13 protein-coding genes are annotated in these 19,152 nt (G+C 41.5%); 5 read left to right on the top strand and 8 right to left on the bottom strand.

Translation table 11 applies throughout. The annotated features are described in order from the left end of the window. Positions 1-125 precede the first annotated feature (125 nt). Both sov and ruvA read right to left on the bottom strand, forming a co-directional pair. A complete protein-coding gene (sov, locus tag KTO63_RS13390; RefSeq protein ID WP_317195768.1) occupies positions 126-7,358 on the bottom strand; it encodes a T9SS outer membrane translocon Sov/SprA in 7,233 nt (2,410 codons plus the stop codon). A gap of 31 nt (positions 7,359-7,389) precedes the next feature. Next, positions 7,390-7,980, bottom strand: coding sequence for a Holliday junction branch migration protein RuvA (gene ruvA / locus KTO63_RS13385; protein ID WP_217791838.1), 591 nt, complete (start codon positions 7,978-7,980; stop codon positions 7,390-7,392). A 362-nt stretch (positions 7,981-8,342) separates the two neighbouring features. Here ruvA and KTO63_RS13380 point away from each other — a divergent pair, with 362 nt between their 5' ends. Next, on the top strand, positions 8,343-9,335 hold the full coding sequence (locus tag KTO63_RS13380; RefSeq protein WP_217791837.1) for a beta-ketoacyl-ACP synthase III: 993 nt from the start codon (positions 8,343-8,345) through the stop codon (positions 9,333-9,335). A gap of 198 nt (positions 9,336-9,533) precedes the next feature. After that, the gene (locus tag KTO63_RS13375) at positions 9,534-10,298 is read left to right on the top strand and encodes a DUF2490 domain-containing protein (RefSeq protein ID WP_217791836.1); all 765 of its coding nucleotides are present in this window, start codon (positions 9,534-9,536) and stop codon (positions 10,296-10,298) included. 161 nt (positions 10,299-10,459) lie between these two features. Here the strand turns inward: KTO63_RS13375 and KTO63_RS13370 are convergent, their stop codons facing one another. Both KTO63_RS13370 and KTO63_RS13365 read right to left on the bottom strand, forming a co-directional pair. Next, a complete protein-coding gene (locus KTO63_RS13370) occupies positions 10,460-11,506 on the bottom strand; it encodes a nucleoid-associated protein (RefSeq protein WP_217791835.1) in 1,047 nt (348 codons plus the stop codon). 205 nt (positions 11,507-11,711) lie between these two features. After that, positions 11,712-12,803 carry an alginate lyase family protein gene (locus tag KTO63_RS13365; RefSeq protein ID WP_217791834.1) on the bottom strand — a complete coding sequence of 364 codons (1,092 nt, stop codon included), beginning with the start codon at positions 12,801-12,803 and terminating at the stop codon, positions 11,712-11,714. A gap of 118 nt (positions 12,804-12,921) precedes the next feature. Between KTO63_RS13365 and KTO63_RS13360 the strand changes: the two genes are divergently transcribed. Further along, on the top strand, positions 12,922-13,377 hold the full coding sequence (locus tag KTO63_RS13360; RefSeq protein WP_217791833.1) for a GNAT family N-acetyltransferase: 456 nt from the start codon (positions 12,922-12,924) through the stop codon (positions 13,375-13,377). 183 nt (positions 13,378-13,560) lie between these two features. On the opposite strand, the gene fabD is transcribed toward KTO63_RS13360, so the two are convergent. The 3 genes from fabD to KTO63_RS13345 form a co-directional block, all read right to left on the bottom strand. Beyond that, positions 13,561-14,451 (bottom strand): ACP S-malonyltransferase, encoded by an 891-nt coding sequence (gene fabD / locus KTO63_RS13355; protein ID WP_217791832.1) that lies wholly within the window; start codon positions 14,449-14,451, stop codon positions 13,561-13,563. A 281-nt stretch (positions 14,452-14,732) separates the two neighbouring features. Next, positions 14,733-15,452, bottom strand: a complete 720-nt coding sequence (gene folE, locus KTO63_RS13350) for a GTP cyclohydrolase I FolE (protein WP_232373165.1) — start codon at positions 15,450-15,452, stop codon at positions 14,733-14,735. Further along, complete coding sequence (locus KTO63_RS13345) at positions 15,412-15,828, bottom strand: 6-pyruvoyl trahydropterin synthase family protein (RefSeq protein WP_217791831.1); 417 nt, start codon at positions 15,826-15,828, stop codon at positions 15,412-15,414. Before KTO63_RS13345 ends, folE begins: the two co-directional genes overlap by 41 nt. 351 nt (positions 15,829-16,179) lie before the next feature. On the opposite strand from KTO63_RS13345, the gene mqnB reads away from it, so the two are divergent. Then, complete coding sequence (mqnB, locus tag KTO63_RS13340; protein WP_217791830.1) at positions 16,180-16,818, top strand: futalosine hydrolase; 639 nt, start codon at positions 16,180-16,182, stop codon at positions 16,816-16,818. A 69-nt stretch (positions 16,819-16,887) separates the two neighbouring features. Then, entirely contained in the window at positions 16,888-17,706 is an 819-nt protein-coding gene (locus KTO63_RS13335; protein ID WP_217791829.1) for a 1,4-dihydroxy-6-naphthoate synthase, read from the top strand. 131 nt (positions 17,707-17,837) lie between these two features. Here the strand turns inward: KTO63_RS13335 and KTO63_RS13330 are convergent, their stop codons facing one another. Further along, positions 17,838-19,148 carry a cryptochrome/photolyase family protein gene (locus KTO63_RS13330; protein ID WP_217791828.1) on the bottom strand — a complete coding sequence of 437 codons (1,311 nt, stop codon included), beginning with the start codon at positions 19,146-19,148 and terminating at the stop codon, positions 17,838-17,840. Positions 19,149-19,152 lie beyond the last annotated feature (4 nt).

The following is a 19,152-nucleotide window of genomic DNA, read 5'->3' as shown; positions in this document are numbered from 1 at the left end:
TGAATAACTGAGTGTGTATTTTCGATTTTGCATTACAAATTTCGACCACTCAGTTATTCAGTCATTCAGTTATTCAGTTATTGCTCAGTGTAAATTCGTCTAATCCGTGTCATCCGTGTGCTCTCTTATTGAGCCAGCGAAATACGTATCTGCAGACCGCCTCGTGTTGTTGTTATCGGAACAGATTGTGAAACCTTAGGCTCTGTTCTTCTTTGATCAAAATACAATTTCACGTTAATGCGGTTGTTCAATACGTAATCTATAGACGGTGAAATAGTGATCACTTTTTGTCCGGATGTTGGCAACGCCGTATTCTGATCCAGGCGACTGTTTGCAGTAGCATCATCACGAATACTGAAATCAATACGCAAGTTCAAGTCATTCTGCAATTTCTTCGACGACTCTTTCTGTCCCGGCAACTTCAATTTGAACGGCATTGGCATACCTCTTTTTCTCCAGCCAAATCCGAATGTAAATTCAGTTGAGCGCGCTTCCGCCAATTGATAATCGACGAGGCTCAAACTCAGACTACGACTCTTCTTATAACCAAAGCTGGTTGATACCTGGTTTACCATTTGCACATCCACATTGAACAATGGTGCAAAAGCTTCCGAGATAGTAATATTAGGTACAAGGAAATACGGAATAAAGTTTCCACTCAGTGTATCAATAAATCCAGGATAATTAAAATTCCGCGGATCCTGGTATAGCAAGTTGCTGTTAAAGCTGTTCATGCCTAGCGTACCATTATACGCATGGTTGATCGTAACATTTGAGAATATTTTTTCCAGCCCCGGAATACGTGTTAATCCATTGTAAGTAACCGACCAATTTGGCTTTGGTATATAACCACCAAACGGATTAGATCGTATGTTCGGGTTATCAGTTTTTACCAACGCGATGCTCATGGGATCCTTTTTCGTGTAGGCGGCTACAAACGCGGGGATCAATACATCCTGCGAATATTTGCCGTATCCTTTGTAATAACCATCCGGTTCCTGTGTGCCTGAGTATGGATTTTCCGTACCCAGACGTTTCGAGATGACGATACGATTGTTCTCAAATGTTTGGAAAGCCTCAGTAATCTCATTCGGCTTAAATGGCTCAAACAACGTTTGGAACGAAACAAATGACACGCTGAAGCTACCGGAGTTATACGGACTCAATCTCACAAAATTTCCGGTGCCTATTGTATCCTTATAAAGCTCGCTGTATGTTTTACCAAATGTTTTATTAAGGCTCACGTCAATAACAAGATCACGTACAGGAATCACTTGTGCAGTGATATTCAATCGCTGGTTAAAATCCTGTCTGTTCAGGTTATTGAACAGCGGATCTCTTGTAAACAGCCCACGCTTCGCAAAATCATTGACAAAGGCTGTATCCGGCTGTTGACCAAATACATATCCCCAACCAGGTGCAAAATTATTTTTCCAGTTCATACCCAAAAACTGCGTACTGTCCGTGTAACCTGCCAATGTTGTATTGCCGATCTCAGAGTATTGAATCGACACCTTCTTCACAGAAGTAATGATTCTTCCAATCACTTTCTCAAACGTATTCAGCTGTGGCAAATCATTTTGATTAGGTTTATTGATCGTTCTTCTTCTCGTTGTATCATTTGGATTTCTTGGCGCCTGCGGTTTGTTGTTGCCCGGTTTCGGCGCGTTCCAATCCATTGCCCGGAGATATCTCGACTTACTGTAAAGCTTTGTAAAATCCAGGTCGCCCGTAAAGTTAATGTCTCGTGAGTTGGATATCATGTTGCCCATGCTCTTTGCAAACGCATCAAGGGAAGCGGCCAGCCAGTTGTACTTGGCGCTGTAGCTTGCACGAACTGTTGTCCAATCCAATGCCGGTATTTTTGCCATCGGCAGCGTATAAGTCAGCGTTGCAGTTTGGTTGTAATTGGTGTTTCTTCCGCCTTTCCAGAAGTTGTTCCACATGCGCTCCCTTTCATATTTGGTCAAACGGCCACTATCTTCATCTACCCTCGCATTATTTACAGCAGAGAAATCCAGGTTCAATGACCTTGTAAAATCCCAACGAAGATTATAGTATCTGTCAAACGTAAAATATTTGTTGAACGTTTCAGGAATCACGTTCTTGGGACCACCCACGTTTCTTGGACGGAACGCCGCAAACTGCCTGTTTACATCTGCCCTGAAACTTAATAAAGATGGTGTTGGATTCAGATTGAAATCCCTGATCAAACCATACCAATTACTCTTGGAACGGAATTCTTTTTTGAACGGCTCCCAGAACTTCGGTTGCCCTGCATAGTTATACCCAAGTCCTGCCCTGTGTTTTATAGTTTCATCACTTTCCACAAGCGGGCTATGATGTTCTTCTTGTGTAAAAGAATAACTTACGTCAAAGTTTTCGGGACTCCAGATATGTTGCTTCCTACCGCTGGTGTTCATGTACTTCACGTTCGTGAAGCTGATCGTTTTTAAAGTACGAACCTCTACCGCGTCTTCGCGTATTGAATCTTTAATTTGTGATGGAGCCGCGGCCAGTTTATCTTTCAATTTAATATCAAGATCATATGGATCGTATTCCGGCATGCTCACCGTTTGCGAATAACCGGCATACACAGGAATCGACATAGAGGCTTTCTTTGGCAACAGTTTACCCAACTCAAGGTTAGTGGCCGCGTCAAACTGCGTCGTCTGGTTCATCGACCGTTCGTTTACTCTCTGCTCTAATGTACCAAAGCCAATACTTTTAACGCCGCCGGAAATAGATAAAGATCCGAGGTCCGCCAGTTTTATATCAACCCTGCCCAGAGCGGCGTAGCCGCCTTTCTCATTTAATTTGGAAAGTCTTAATTCGTTCACCCAAACTTCTGTACTGGCCATGCCAAGTGTAACGTTGTTTACCCCGACGAAGAACCCTCTTACTTCACCCAGGTTCGGGTTCCCAATAATTCCGTATGTCTGGCCATTCGGCTGCACTTCCTTATAGTAAGTGTCAACATTCGAATTATTGTTTCTGTTGATCTTCAATTTTGTCAATGCGTTAAGATCAATATCCAGGTTATTTAATGTCGGCCATATGAGTGTATCAACCTTTACTCCGGGCTGAGTAATTTTCAATGGAATTCTTACTTCATAATAGTTACTCACAAAATCGGCACCCAGCCTGATCACAGCATACAGGTCGTTATCGGCAACCGGCACATTTTGCGCCGCTTCTGCGTGTATAAACATTTCCAGGCGGCCGTACTGGCGCAAATCCATGTTCATTGTTTTGAACACACCTCTGGATTCTCCTTTAGGTAAATTATAAACCTGCATGCTCAATGCCTGCTCGTTCTGCAACAGGGACACGTTATTGTTGCTCAAAGTTTGCTGACGTTCAACACCAGGAGGCGTTACGTATGGAATTGGTAACCTGCTGCTGTTTTCTTCTACGTTCACCGCAAGCACGTTGAATGTAGTTGTTGAGTTTGAAGGCAACGGAGTGTAAGATCCTGTTGTATCAATTACATAAGTAAATCCACGCCATTGGTTACGTACCAATTCAAGTTTCGCGAAACGGCAAACCAATGAATCTTCAAAACCGGTCATGAACATACGGATGAAACGTATGGATTTGAAGTCTGGAATATTTCCTATTTTTTGCTGATACTGGTCAATCGGAATGCGGAACAAATACCATGTTTCTTCCATTGCACCAGGATTGCTCGGCATGAAAGTCCTCTTGTCTGTAATATAGTTCTGCCCAACAACAAAAGAGTTTTCACTCAGGTCAACCCGGTATTGAAAATACTCTTCCAGCTCGTTCAGGGTATTATCCTTATTCAGATCTTCCTGGTCCGGCGTAAGCGTATATGCCGTTGTAGTTGAACCGGTAGCAATTGGCGAGTTGCCTTGCGGGCTGTTGATGTTTTTATAACGTGCCAGGATATCTGATTTCGCCTGATCATATTCTGCATCGCGGTAACCTTTAAAGTTATCACCTGCAGGATCATTGAATGCCATTTGGAATATCGGAGAACCGGCACCATACAAAGCTGCCAGCTGGTTGAGGTATGGCTGGAACTTGGTTCTTTCCTGATCATCTGTCAAACCATCAAAACCAACGTCCTGGAACTCGCGGTCGTTCGGATCATTGCTGAAGGCATTGGTTACCTGGATCGGGTTGCCGGGAACATGTCCCCAATTGCTCGAATCCAGTTCTGCAGGAATGTTAGGCGTAGGCAATCCATTTTCAAAAAAACGTTTACCATCTTTCAGAATGTCCTCTGAAATATTACCAAGGTTGAAATACAATTGTCCGCCGCTACTGTTTCTGTTTTTAAGGAACGGGTCTTGCATCCAGAATTCAATGTATTCCACGTTACCCGTTTCAAAGTCTGTTTGGTCAATATTCCGCATGATACCGCCCCAGCGTTGCTTTGGATTTGGCAACTTTCCATTGGCGGTCAAATTAGGATCAAAGTTGTATGGCCCTTTATCTGTTGGGTAATAGGCAACGTCGAAAGTTATAAGTTGTGATTGGCCAAAGTCAACTGTTTTTGCGGGGTAGATATCTCCCTGCAAAACCGCACGCACCGTCGGATCACCAAGATTGGTACCTTTCACCGGATTGTTTGGAGATTTTGGATCCTGCAAATTCGGCTCAATATTATACCATGCAATTTTTGAACGATTGTATCCGTATCTGAGATCGTTTGTTAAACCTGATTCGGGAAACAGGTTATTGCCCTGCGGTGTAGATGCCAGCGCCCAGTTTGTTAAAGGGAAACGCAAGTCGATGCTGTTACGTGTTCCTTCAAAGTCATCTATATAAATAAGACCATTATTGCCTTTACCAATTTGTGGCGGGTGACCGGGTTTTAGCAAAGCGCCTTCGCCATAAGCAGTAATGGTACTCATTTCATTACTGTTGTAGAAAGGCAGTTTATTCAACCATTTGGTGATTTTCGGTACTTCGGACCTGTAATTGAAATCGAGGCCGTACATGGTATTCCGTATCGGGTCCTCGCTGTAGTTCATCTTGTTAAAGTATGGACGCTCACCAAGCCGAACCAACGAACCTCCAATGTTGAACGATTCCTTTGCCGTATTTTTTACCTGGTAGTCCAGGCGCAATCCAAGATAGTTCCGTTGCTGCAAACCAAAGTTGGCGTTGTTCTCAAACTGCACATTTACCGGAATACCTGAATTCGTGATGGCATTATTAATGACTTTTACTGTTCCAAGGTTATAGTCCACCACATAATCCACGTTTTCCACAAGGGTTCGTCCGCCGGCTGTTACCGTAACCGAACCTTGCGGCACGTTGAATGCACCCAGTGAAATATCAGAGGAAGCTGACCCCTTCGCCGAACCACTGATGAGGAACCTGTCGAGATTCGCATAGGTTTTTGCGATCTCCTTGATGGTATCGTATAAAGGTTTAAAAATGTATTTATCCTTCAATTCTTGTGGGGCACCCTGGAATGCTATGCTGTCGAGGTCGCGGCCAAAAGGCTGAAGCAAAGGGAAAATGATTCTGGCCTGGCTAGATATAATTGTAAATCCTTCGATATAGTCAAATCTGCCATCCGGTTGCGGGTCACGATTATTGTTTAATCTATCCAAGTTCAATAACGTAATGAGTGGCAACCCTGATTTTGGACCTTCGGGTAAATATCTTTTCTTACCCAAACTTGGCTGCTCATACAAAACGTTCAGATCGAAATCTGTCGGCTGCACACTTGACAAATAACTCCCGTCTTTTGTGCGTAGTGCATAAACGTTTTTCATCATCAACTGCCACAGTGGAATGTTGGTTCTTTGGGAAGTTGCTTTCAACAATTTCAGGAACAATACTTTTTGGTTGGCTTTTCCTGCTGTAGTATCCGGAGGAACGTCCGTGGAAAACTCACCCACCTGGTAGGTTTTTCCGTTATAGCTGTATTGAAAAGCTATTCCCAATACTTCATCTGCCTGCAAGGGTTGGTTCAATGATAAAAACCCTACTTGCGGGTTGAAGAAATATTCACTTGCATTCAGCTTACGGGCAAATGTTTTTTCAAAATCCTGTACCGGTTGCAATCCCATTCCAGATAGAACGGTTGTTACGGTTGATGAATTACGGCTGCTTGGATTGCTGATAATAGTTTTATATAAACCATTGGCATCGTTGTAAGGCAAACTATCGGTCGCACTTGGAATAGCGGGATAGTGATAAGGATGTCTTTCTGCAAGGTCGGCCAGGCCAACGATGTCACGCGTATCTGTAGTGGAACCGTTTTTATTGGTTACCCAAACTTCTATTCTTAAAATCTGTACCAGTGAATTTACCGCAGGCAAACTTGCCATTGCCACATTGTACCGGCTGCGGAAATATTGTGCCATCAGGAAGTGCCTGTTCTCTTCGTAGTCGTCTGCGCGAAATTCATAAGTGGTTGTGGCGGCTCCACCCTGCAAACCCAATGATTGACGCTGGGATCTTTCATTTGCCAACACACCTGTTACAAAGAGTTTACCAAATTGTAATTGTGTTTTAATACCAAATAGGGATTGCGCTCCGGGAATCAAGGTTCCTTTTGAAGAAAAGGATACGTTACCGGCTTCGATCTTTTTAATGATCTCATCCGGACCGCCGGTATAATCAAGTTTTAATTGGTTTTCAAAATCGAAGTTAGCAAGTGTGTTGTAGTTGATGGGCAATTTCAACTTGTCGCCAATGTTTGCAATAACGCTCAGGTTGGCGTTCATGTCAAAATCGAAGCCTCCGTTCTTTCTTGCATTTTCCGGTAGCGTGGGGTTTTTAATGTTTTGCCCCTGGTACCCGGCGAGGATATCCACGTTACCTTGTGGACGAATATCTATTTTCCCATTCCCAAAAATCCTGTTGAAGAGATTGTCCGTCACACTAAGTTTGGGCTTCGGCAGTTTCCGGTTGAGCCCCATGAGCACATCTGCTCTTTTTTTGAAATACTCCCTTTCCTGTTCCTGCGCTTTAATTTTCAGGTATTCTTCAAAGGTGAGTTCGGTTGGAGTGCGGTAATAGTTCTCTCCAATCTTTTCAATGATATAGTATTTCCTTGTGATAGGATCGTACTCGACCGTTCTTTGAAGATTGGCTGGATCTTTAAGATTGAAAGCATTTTTTTCCGGATTGGTGATCTTGTCTCCGCGCCTGTCCTTAATTGGGAACGGGAGGGTATCAGGAGTTTTGGGCACCTGTGTTTGAGGTGCCGGTGGCTGCGGAACTTGTTGCGGTTGCTTTGGTACTGGTTGCGGAGGTACCTGATGAGCAAATGTATTGACCGTACCTAATGCAAAGAGCAGGGCAACGCCAACAATGATCCGAAGTCTTCGTATGATATTAGAAAAACGAGTGCGCAAGGCTTTTCTCACAAAATTAGTTAGGTAGATAAGGCTCTATAGGCTATAAAGTTTTAAGGGCTTTTTTAATTATTTCTTCGATTTTTTCTGAGCCGGGTTCCGCAGCAAGTACTTTCTTCACAGCAAGCTCAGCGTTAGGGCGGGATATGCCAAGGGCAACTAGTGCATTTAACGCGTCTGTTTCCAAACTATTGTTTGCAGTGGACAAAATATTAACAGATGCTGACAGCGATTGTTTATTCAGTTTATCTCTTAATTCGAGAATAATTCTTTCTGCAGATTTCTTACCTATCCCTTTGATTCCTTCCAGTTGTTTTGCATTTCCATTTACGATTGCCCGCACAATTTCTTCGGGCCTCATGGAAGACAACATCATCCGTGCCGTACTCGCGCCCACACCGCTAACACTTATCAATTGTATAAACAGTTCTTTTTCGGCCACCTCATAAAATCCATAAAGCACATGCGCATCTTCCCTGATGTGCAAAAAAGTATGTAACAATCCTTTATCGAGGGGCTCTATACTGGAAAATGTATTCAGGCTTATTAAAACCTCGTAACCTACGCCATGTACGTCCACATGAACCACCGCAGGAGTTTTGTAAACGAAGTCGCCTTTTACATATGCTATCATAGAGTGCGAAAATAAGGGAATAAATGTATGAATCCGATAACGTTTTTTAGAATACAGCAAAAAAAATCAGTTATAGTAACCAAATCATTGTCAACTGCTTAGTAAATGAAATTAGCAAATGAAATAGGATATTTTTTTTGCACAAAAGGCTACTTTTTCGGGTCGTGAATGATGAATGGTGAAACGTGATTAGGTTCCCTATTATTTGAGACTTACACAATAGGCACCTCCATTCACGCTTCACCTTTCACGATTCCCGATTCACGTTTCACGATTGACCTTTAACGATTCACCAGTCACTAACTGTCAATCTGATAACATTTTTCCCTTACTTTTACGGCCCAATTAGAATAAGAAAGATCATGATTTCAAAAACAATAGCCGCTGTTACAGCAGTAGCGGGTCACACCCCTGAAACCGTACTCACGAATTTTGACCTGGAGAAAATGGTGGAAACAAACGATGAATGGATCAGAACCAGAACAGGTATTTCCGAAAGAAGAATTTTAAGAGGCGAAGGAAAAGCAACTTCTGACATGGTAGTTCCTGTTATTCATCAAATATGTGAAAAAAGAGGTATAAAACCTGCTGATCTTGAGTGTGTAATTGTTGCAACAGTTACACCCGACATGGTTTTCCCTTCTACAGCCAACATTGCTTGCAATAAAGCCGGAGCCACAAACGCATGGAGCTTCGACATCAGCGCAGCATGTTCGGGTTTTCTATATGCACTGGCCACCGGCGCAGCATTTATAGAAAGTGGGCGTTACTCAAAAGTATTGGTTGTTGGCGCAGACAAAATGAGTGCCATTATCGATTATACTGACCGCAACACTTGCGTAATTTTCGGCGATGGTGCTGCAGGTGTTTTGCTGGAACCAAACAATGAAGGTTATGGTGTAAAAGACAGCATTTTGAAAAGCGACGGTAGCGGCGCAGCGTACCTGCACATGAAAGCGGGTGGTTCACTGAAACCTGCTTCTATAGAAACCGTTACAAAAAGAGAGCATTTTGCATACCAGGAAGGCCAAACCGTGTTCAAATTCGCGGTTACAAGAATGGCTGACGTATGTGAAGAACTGATGCAAAAACACAATCTTACCGCAGATAATATTCACTGGCTGGTCCCTCACCAGGCCAACCTGCGCATTATTGACGCCACGGCAAACCGTATGGGATTGCCTAAGGAAAAAGTAATGATCAACATCCAACGTTACGGCAATACTACTGCTGCAACTATTCCTTTATGTCTTGCAGACTGGGAGAGCCAATTGAAAAAAGGAGACAACCTCGTGTTGGCAGCCTTCGGCGGCGGATTTACCTGGGGCTCTACGTGGTTGAAATGGGCGTACTAATTCAATTAATAATTAATAATTGATAATTAAGAATTAAGAATTAATAGGGTTGCATTCGTTAGTGAATGCGACCCTATTAAATTTTCAGAACTACGGAATTCTATTTCTCTCGTGTGGGTGGTACTCCTATTAATTCTTAATTATTAATTATTAATTTGTACTCGAACATTCTGGCAAAGCACATTGTTGTAAAATCCAATGAAAAAACGGCTCTCAGCAATCTGCTTTATTTTTTTGCTCCTTACCTCCGGTAAATTATTTGCACAAGCAACCAAACAGGTTACACATCAGTACCAAACATGGCTGGGGTATATGACGTCTGCACAAATAAGTGAAAAACTGTCGTTGTGGAACGATGCACATTGGGTGTTTAATCACGGCTTCTTTATTGTTCGTACAGGGCTCACCTACAATTTTCCCAAAACTGCCATTACTGGCGGATATGCATATGCGAGATTGCCTATTAGCGGCCAGGACGGGCTACCCCGGCAGGAACATCGCCCCTGGGCGCAGGTAGTTTTTACCGTCCCATTGTCGCACAATTTCTCCCTTACAGAACGTGTCCGCTATGATGCCCGTTTTCGGCAGGATGTGGTGAATGGAAAAACAACAGATACTTATTCTTTCGTGAACCGCATAAGGTTTCAGATCAATCTTCGCAAATCCATTCCGCAATGGAAATTTGATGGCAACGAGCCTTTTGTTGCATTGGCGGATGAAGTATTGATCAACTTCGGAAAAGAAATTGTGTACAACACTTTCGACCAAAACCGCATTTCATTAATGGTGGGTCTTAAAAGAAAAAATATTCAGTACATGACGGGTTACATGAGCAGGTTCGTGCAAAATTCAAGCGGTAATTCTTACACGCAAAACAATACCTGGGTGGTATGGGTGGTGCAAAAATTCTCCTTCCGCAAAAAGAAACCGAATACGCAGATGGATATGCCGGGCGCGGATTAGTTGAGAGTTGAGAATGGAGAGTTGAGAGTGACTTTTTATGGAAAGAAACAAAAAGGGACGATCCACCAAACAGGCGTAACGTCCCTTTACTATCATTTTCAATTTTCAACTTTCAATTTTCAATTAACTCTCAACTCTCCATTCTCCACTCTCAACTCGCTTTAACTTTCTTCCTCATAGTACAACTTATAAAACTTCTTTCCTACCATTTCATCGTAACCTTTTTCCATCAGATCCTTGCGGCCATGGATGTATAGGTGGAAGTTTTTATCAAGTTTGATAACGCTCTTAAAATTTTTGTCTTGCTTTTTTACCGCAGATAAACTGATGTCGAACTCGTCCTCTATTTCGAAATTTCTTGACTTTTGATATTGCTGTTTGTATTCCATGAAAGTATCAACCACCTCGGGGTGGTGAATTACTTCCTCGGCAAATTCCTGCATATTGAACTGATCCTTGGTTTTGAAGTATTCCATCGAACGGTTCATCAAGTCAACCTGGTCGCTTTTGCTGACATCAAATTTTTCAGCATACTCATTATCAATGAAAAGTTTACACAATCCGAGGTATTGATCAGTATTATGATAATCGTTAGCGGTTGGTTCTACCTGCAGGAAATCTGTTATCCAGTAGCGTGTATCGTTTTGTTTGTTTGTTTTATCCACCACACAAACGGTATAGCCTTCATTCTGATTGGTATTGAAAATAAGGCAGCCTTTATCCAGCTTGTTAATATCTATACCTTCATCCTGTATCACTTCCCAGCTTTGGCCGTGCGGAAACACTTTCAGGAAGGTTTCTTTAGTTTCCGATTTAAATAGACCGACCGCTTTGTGTGTTTCGTTGCCCAACATCACATTATCAAAAACAGCTACATACAACTCTCCTTCTTTCACTTTTACGTGCGTTGATTTGCTGTACAGAAAACTGGCTATTTTTATCGATTCTTCATTAAAGCTTTTGGAATCTTCGAAAATATTGGTGACATAGGTGTACACTTCATTCATGCTCAGATCGCTGAGGTGAGTGAAATGATAATGTTCATTTTCATTAAATGGCGACAGAAAATATTTTGTCAGCATGGCACTCACTACATCATCATTCAATGTCAATGCATTGGCAGAAAATTTCAATTCTTCATTGCGGCTGGGGTTGCCCACTTTGTGCACTATAACTTGCTGTAACGTTACGTTTTCAATTCCAGTCATGCGGCAAAAGTAAATAATTGAATCATTGATTTATTGAATTATTGAACTGGTCGCGGCAGTTGTTAGTTGTTTGTTGATAGTTGTTAGGCTTTATGTGGTGCTTCCCCGCAAATCATTGAATCATTGATTTATTGAAGGTCAGGCTCAGCTCTCAACTAAAACAGGGCGAATGCTATTCGCCCCTACCATTTTCAACTTTCAATTTTCAATTTTTCATCATCTCATTGCTTACACTCTGCCATGAAGGATAGGCTTCATCTGTTCCTAATACTCTTCTTGCTGTATCAAGGAACGGCGGACGGAAATATGCTGCCAGCAGCAACACATTTGCGCCGTGCTTCGGATCAAACAGGGCTCCTATTTTAAAGCCGCCTTCATTGTTAGCCGCACGCTTCCTGTCAAACTCTACTTTGCTATTGGTGTATTCACCGTGTGTTTTCTCACCGTTAACGTAAGGAAGTAGCCATGTAACAGATTTTTCGACAGATGTTGCTATCGGAGATGTGAATGAGTAGTAGTCTGTGTTAGTGGCGCGCTTCAACACAATGCAGAGTTTTAGCAAAGGTTCCAAATCATACACATGGTAGTGCAAAGCATCACGCTCTTCAAAGTCGATGCTTGAGCCATCTGGTTTAAGATTTACTTCAAGATGTTTCTTAAAACCTTCGATGGTATATTTCTGCAAACGGTCATCATTGATGGACCAGGCGATTTCACCAATTATTTTCAGGCGATGCGCATTCCAGTTGTTTTTGGATGTCATTCTTTCCGGGTTGTTGTACTTAGCCGTTATTTCCAGTTCACCGGTTTTTCTCCACCACTCTTTTATAATAGCGGCATCACTGCTTTTTATATCTTCTTTTATCAAATCATATCCTTCTATCGCCCTATCGAGATTAGTATCATCAATAGGATCGCCGTTGGGTGTGGTTTTGGTGGCCCACGCCATCAAATATTCTTTTGCTTTTACCAGGTATTTTTTATCGCCGCCTATTCTATAGACAAGACTAAGTGCATATATTTTCGGCATGTCTTCCAATGCCTTTTGCGTAGCCTTTTTCTTAGGATCTCCCTGCAGCAATCCTTCCGTGCGGATGGTATCAATAGGGTTGGGAGATTCATTCAGCGCAGCATCTGCCGCCTTTTGAAAAGACACATAATACTTTTTAATTTCTGCATTGGCATTAATCGCAGATTTCAGCTTGGTTATTTCCTGTTTGTTAAAAGAGGTGTATTGTGCTTTGGAAGAAATTCCGGCAAACAATACAAAAGCGGATAGGAGCAGTTTTGTATTCATAGTATCCAAATGTAAGAAAGTTGTTGGTTGATAGTTGTTGATTGTTTGGCTTTATGTGCCACTTTCTCTTCTAACAACTAACAACTATCAACTAACAACTTTTTAATAATTTGCACCCATGAGCATAACAATCAGAAGGGCCGTAAGGCAAGACTGCTCCCGACTAATGGAGCTTATACGTGAGTTGGCGTTGTTTGAAAAAGCACCAGATGAGGTGACTGTGACACTGGAGCATTTTGAAGAAAGTGGTTTTGGTGCAAACCCAGTCTGGTGGGGATTTGTGGCAGAGGAAAATGGTGTTATTCAGGGGTTCGCAATGTACTATATCCGTTATTCAACATGGAAAGGGCAACGCATGTACCTGGAAGATTTAATTGTTACCGAAGAAATGCGCGGTAAAGGTGTTGGCAGCTTATTGTTCGAAGCCCTCATTGCTGAAGCAAAAGAGAAGAAATTCAATGGCATTGTGTGGCAGGTACTGGAATGGAACGAACCGGCAATTAAATTTTATAAAAAGCTGAATGCGACTTTTGATGCAGAATGGGTGAATTGTGCGTTGTCAATTGAAAATTGAAAGTTGAAAATTGAAAATGGTGGGGCGAACTGCATTCGTCCTTACTAAGTTTATAAAAAGAAACGTCGCACCGGAATGATGCGACGTTTCTTTTTTATTTTTTGCGTTGAAAATCATTTTCAACTTTCAATTTTCAATTCGGGCACCTTTTGGATGCATCAGGGCGAATGCGATTCGCCCCTACTAGCTAACGCCTTCTGTAACCGCTTTTTTATCAATCTTCACGATCAATCCCTGCAACACTTTGCCTGGGCCAACTTCCGTGAATTTAGAAGCCCCATTGGCAATCATCGCCTGTATGCTTTGTGTCCATCTTACGGCACCTGTTAATTGATCGATGAGGTTGTGTTTGATTTCTTCTTTATCAATCACAGCTTTAGCTACCACGTTTTGATATACTGCACAAGTTGGTTGGTGAAAAGAAATGCTGTTTATAGCAGCTTCCAGCTCTGCTTTTGCAGGCAACATCAATGGTGAGTGGAACGCTCCGCCAACCGGCAAAATCAATGCGCGTTTTGCACCGGCTTCCTTCATTTTTTCGCAAGCGATTTCTACTCCTTTTACAGAACCGCTTATCACCAATTGTCCCGGACAGTTATAGTTTGCAGGCACTACTACTTCACCGGTTTCGGCTTGTACTTGCTTGCAGATCTCTTCTACTTTTTCATCATCCAATGCCAATACCGCGGCCATAGTGGAAGGCTGTAATTCACAGGCTTTTTGCATGGCTTTTGCACGAACAGCTACCAGCTTCAATGCATCATCGAAACTCAATGTGCCGTTTGCTACCAATGCAGAAAATTCACCCAGAGAGTGTCCCGCAACCATGTCAGGACGAGCATTATCTATACTTCTGAATGCAATAATAGAGTGTAAAAAAACTGCGGGTTGTGTAACGTTTGTTTGCTTGAGATCTTCTTCTGTTCCATTAAACATAACATCGGAAATGCGAAAACCGAGCACTTCGTTTGCTTGTTCAAATAACTTTTTTGCGAATGCACTTTTTTCATAGTGGTCCTTACCCATACCCGGGAATTGAGAGCCCTGACCCGGAAATACAAAAGCATGCTTCATGTTATGTGTAGTTCAGTTTTTAAAAGCGTTAGAAAAGGTTACAATTGGTTAATTTTCAAACAATTAACATAAATCCCAGCCCCACTTTTTCATTTCAAGTGGGCAAAAATATAAAAGTTAATGGCTGGAAAATCACACGTACTAAAATAGTTGAAATGCCGTTGCGCAAGTTTACAAGGGACGGGAACCTGAGCCAAAGTAATATATCTTTTGGTAAAAAAGAAAGAGATTTACCACTTGGCAAATCTCTTATGTATCTAAATTTTACAACTACCAGATGGTTATAGCTCAGTTTTCAGCTGAATGTACTGCAGAAACTCTTCTTTCACATTCGCATTCTGAAATTTTCCGCCATAAAAAGAAGTAACAGTAGAAGCGTTTGTGTCCTGTATACCACGGCTGGAAACGCACAAATGCTTGGCATCAATTACCACCGCAACATCTTCGGTATTCAATACTTTTTTAAGTTCCGTAGCAATTTGAACGGTTAAACGTTCCTGCACCTGTGGTCTTTTTGCAAAATACTGCACGATCCTGTTCAGCTTACTAAGGCCAATTACTTTACCAGACGAAATATACGCCAGGTGAGCCTTGCCAAAAATAGGCACGAAGTGATGCTCGCAGTTGGAATAAAAGGTGATATCCTTTTCCACCAGCATCTGGTTGTATTTATACTTGTTGTCAAACAAGGCGATTTTCGGCTTGTTGGCAGGATTTAAACCACTAAAAATTTCCTTAATGTACATTTTAGCAACGCGATGGGGCGTTCCCTTCAGGCTATCATCGGTAAGATCCAGGCCCATTATTTCCATGATAGATTGAAAGTGTTGCTCGATCTTCTGGATCTTGGTTTCATCATCCATTTCAAATGCGTCTGCACGCAAAGGAGTGTTCATAGATGTTGCCAAATGATCATTTCCTACTTCTTCTGAGTTAAGCATGTTCAGATCGATTGTGTCCTCATTCAGCAGGGAATTCAACGTAATTTCTTTCTGTTTCATATAAAATAACTTTTACGTCCAAAGATTCATCTATTTCGCGGCGCAATATTTCCCATATAACAATGGCAATATTTTCAGCCGTTGGATTAAGACTTTTAAATTCAGCTACGTCAAGGTTAAGGTTCTTGTGATCAAACTTGTCCATGATGTTCTTTTCAACAATGTGGCCAAGTTTTTTCATGTCCATAACATAACCTGTTGTTTGGTCAACCTCGCCGGTTACCTTAACGATCAGTTCATAGTTATGGCCGTGATAGTTTTCATTATTGCACTTACCAAAAATCTTTTTGTTTTCCTCTGCAGACAAAGAAGGATTGTGCAACCTGTGGGCGGCATTAAAATGCTCTTTCCTGTAAACTGACACCTTTTTCGTCATGCTGATTTACTTAAACGACTTTCTTTAAGTGCAATTTTAAATTAAAAATGTTTTTAAGATTAACCGCCTTAAATCTGAAACAGAAGTCTGCTGTTCAAGTAATTAAGACTCACGTGCGGCTCATAAGTTAATCTCACGTTTTGCATGGTTTTATTGCCGTGCAAGAGAACAAAAATATACTAAAAAGTGGATTTCCTAGGTATTTCTTTTGTCATTTTTCATGAGTAGAATCATAGGTTGAATCGTCAAACGTGAAAGGTGAATCGTTAATTAAGCAACCCTGCAATATTCACCATTCACGTTTCACCATTCACCTTAATTGCCGACATTTGCTCCGTTAAACAAATAATAATGAACTACTTACTGGTAGCTGCAACACCGTTTGAAATTGCCCCTGCTGTAGATTTTATTAAACAGAAAAAGATAAAAGCAGATGTTCTTATCGCAGGAATCGGCATACTCGCAACAGCTTATCATTTGACAAGAAAACTTGCAGAAAAAAAATATGACCTCGTTATCCAGGCCGGCATCGCAGGATGCTTCGACAAGGATTTTCAACTCGGTGATGTGGTAATTGTGAAAGATGAAATAGTGGGAGATCTAGGTGTAAAAGAGCATAAAGAATACAAGGATCTGTTTGATATGAATTTTCTTAAGCCAAATGAGTTTCCTTATTCATCCAAAGTTCTAAAAAATAAGAACAAGGAAGCATTGAAACTTCTGAAACTGCCAAAGGTGTCAGGCGTTACTGTAAACCAGATAACAACTGCTAAACCTGTAATTGATTTATACGTTAGAAAATATAACGCAGTTGTTGAATCGATGGAAGGCGCTGCATTGCATTATATTTGCAGTCTGGAAAAAACGCCATTTCTTCAGCTTCGCAGCATTTCAAATTATGTAGGTGAAAGAAATAAAAGCAAGTGGAAAATAAAGGAGGCGATTGAGAATTTGAACGAGCAAGTGATGAAGGTTTTGAGTAATGAGTAAAGCATTCCATTTTCAACTTTCAATTTTCAATTTCTGTAACACCTATCAACTAACAGCAAACAACTATCGATGAAACTAACACTCGGAATATCTCCCTGCCCCAATGATACATTCATTTTTGAAGCAATGATCAATCATAAAGTTGATACTGAAGGTATTGAATTGGATGTGCAGTTGGAGGATGTGCAAACGCTTAACCAGTGGGCATTACAAGGGAAACTTGATATTACTAAAATAAGCTACGGTGTATTGCCTTTACTGCAAAAAAACTATACACTGCTTGACAGTGGCGGTGCTTTAGGCAAAGGTGTCGGCCCTTTATTGATCGCGAAAAAACAAATCGACCATTCAGCAATTTCATCCTGCACGATTGCAATACCGGGAGAAAATACAACGGCTAACCTTCTGTTCTCTTTGGCTTTTCCAAATGCGAAGAACAAGAAGTACACATTGTTTTCAGAAATAGAAAATGCAGTATTGAATGGCGATGTTGATTGCGGCGTGATCATTCACGAAAACCGTTTCACCTATCAGCAAAAAGGTTTGGTGAAGCTTATGGATCTTGGCACCAATTGGGAAGAAAAAATGAACTGTCCGATTCCTCTTGGTGGCATTGTAATAAAAAAATCTTTCGACGAAGAAACCTGCGAAAAAGTAAACCGCGTGATCAAACGCAGTCTTGAATATGCATTTGCCCATTACCCTTCTCTTCCGGAATATGTAAAGCAACATTCACAGGAAATGGAAGAGAATGTAATGCGCCAGCACATTGAGTTGTATGTAAATGACTATTCACTTTCTCTTGGAGAAAATGGAAGAAAAGCCGTAAGTACTTTGTTGGAAGTTTACGAGAAAAATAATGCTCAAAGCTTAACGCCTAACGCTTAACGCGAAAGTTTGCATTTAGCGCTAGCTCTGCAAGGCTTGTAGCCTTGCAGTTTTATTTTATTGCCTCCGGCAATTTGTTTGTTGTCAAAGACAACAGAATAATGCTGCAAGGCTACAAGCCTTGCAGAGCCTTAAGCATTACTCGCCTTAACCGCTTTCGCATATTCTTCCAAACACCTCTTCCTCGCGAACTCATGTTCTACGATCGGTTCAGGATAACTGAATTCGTCTAGCTCAGAAACCCACTTGCGAATGTATTCGAGATTAGGATCAAATCTTTTTGTTTGTAATGATGGATTGAAAATGCGAAAATATGGAGCAGCATCGCAACCACTTCCAGCCGCCCATTGCCATCCGCCATTGTTAGCAGCCAGGTCGAAGTCAAGTAGTTTTTTTGCAAAATATGCTTCGCCCCATCGCCAGTCGATCAGCAAATGTTTTGTAAGAAATGAAGCCGTTATCATTCGCACACGGTTATGCATGAAGCCCGTTTCATTTAACTCACGCATGCCTGCATCCACAATGGGATACCCGGTTTTGCCCTCGCACCAGCTTTTAAAATCCTTTTCACTATAGCGCCATTTGATAAAATCATATGCAGGTTTGAAAGCCTTGCCGTTCCCCACGTGTGGAAAATTGAAAAGTATCATTTGAAAAAAATCCCGCCATATCAGCTCATTTAAAAAAGTGCTGTTTAATTCAATTGCATTTTTTATCAACTTGCGAATACTCACGGTACCAAACCTTAAATGCACGCCCATTCTTGTTGTTCCGTGCAAGGCCGGAAAATCACGATCGCTGGTATAATTCTTCACAACATCAATATCCAGGGATTTTGATGGCATATGTTGACCAGACTCCGTAAAACCAATCGTTTTGTACGATGGAATTTTGACTTCTTTCTGTTTGTGAAAATTGTCGAAATACTTTTTCGCGGGGTATGCTTTATAGTGATATTCGGTTAGGGCAGCTTTCCATTTTTTGCTATAAGGGGTAAACACGGTGTATGGCTCATCATTATCTTTCACAATTTCCTTCTTCTCAAAAATCACCTGATCTTTATAGCTGTGGAAACTGATGTCTTTTTCTTTTAACAATTGCTGAATTTCCTTATCACGTTTGATGGCGTAAGGCTCGTAGTCTGTGTTGGTAAAGACTCTTTCAATTGTATGCTTTTTAAGAAGAGATTTAAAGGCCTCTTCGGGCGTGCCATAATATACTTCGAGCGAAGATTTGATGCTCAACAATTGTTCCTGCATCTCTTCCAATGCACGATAAATAAAAGTGATCCGGCTATCATCCTTTTCCTCTATATCGTCGAGTATATTTTTATCGAAAACAAAAACCGGAACTACCGCATTGTTGCTTTTTAATGCGTGATACAAAGCTGCATTATCTGTTAATCGCAAATCTCTCCTGAACCACATTATATTAACCGGCATAGAC

The organism is Pinibacter aurantiacus, from assembly GCF_019130065.1.
Lineage (GTDB): Bacteria > Bacteroidota > Bacteroidia > Chitinophagales > Chitinophagaceae > Pinibacter > Pinibacter aurantiacus.
The sequence above is the reverse complement of the archived record's forward strand: the minus strand, read 5'-3'. Positions and strand labels throughout refer to the sequence as shown.

Excerpts from the sequence above, each read along its gene's own strand:
- ruvA (WP_217791838.1), bottom strand. The coding sequence starts at position 7,980 with ATGATAGCATATGTAAAAGGCGACTTCGTTTACAAAACTCCTGCGGTG.
- KTO63_RS13380 (WP_217791837.1), top strand. The coding sequence starts at position 8,343 with ATGATTTCAAAAACAATAGCCGCTGTTACAGCAGTAGCGGGTCACACC.
- KTO63_RS13375 (WP_217791836.1), top strand. The coding sequence starts at position 9,534 with ATGAAAAAACGGCTCTCAGCAATCTGCTTTATTTTTTTGCTCCTTACC.
- KTO63_RS13370 (WP_217791835.1), bottom strand. The coding sequence starts at position 11,506 with ATGACTGGAATTGAAAACGTAACGTTACAGCAAGTTATAGTGCACAAA.
- KTO63_RS13365 (WP_217791834.1), bottom strand. The coding sequence starts at position 12,803 with ATGAATACAAAACTGCTCCTATCCGCTTTTGTATTGTTTGCCGGAATT.
- KTO63_RS13360 (WP_217791833.1), top strand. The coding sequence starts at position 12,922 with ATGAGCATAACAATCAGAAGGGCCGTAAGGCAAGACTGCTCCCGACTA.
- fabD (WP_217791832.1), bottom strand. The coding sequence starts at position 14,451 with ATGAAGCATGCTTTTGTATTTCCGGGTCAGGGCTCTCAATTCCCGGGT.
- folE (WP_232373165.1), bottom strand. The coding sequence starts at position 15,452 with ATGAAACAGAAAGAAATTACGTTGAATTCCCTGCTGAATGAGGACACA.
- KTO63_RS13345 (WP_217791831.1), bottom strand. The coding sequence starts at position 15,828 with ATGACGAAAAAGGTGTCAGTTTACAGGAAAGAGCATTTTAATGCCGCC.
- mqnB (WP_217791830.1), top strand. The coding sequence starts at position 16,180 with ATGAACTACTTACTGGTAGCTGCAACACCGTTTGAAATTGCCCCTGCT.
- KTO63_RS13335 (WP_217791829.1), top strand. The coding sequence starts at position 16,888 with ATGAAACTAACACTCGGAATATCTCCCTGCCCCAATGATACATTCATT.
- KTO63_RS13330 (WP_217791828.1), bottom strand. The coding sequence starts at position 19,148 with ATGCCGGTTAATATAATGTGGTTCAGGAGAGATTTGCGATTAACAGAT.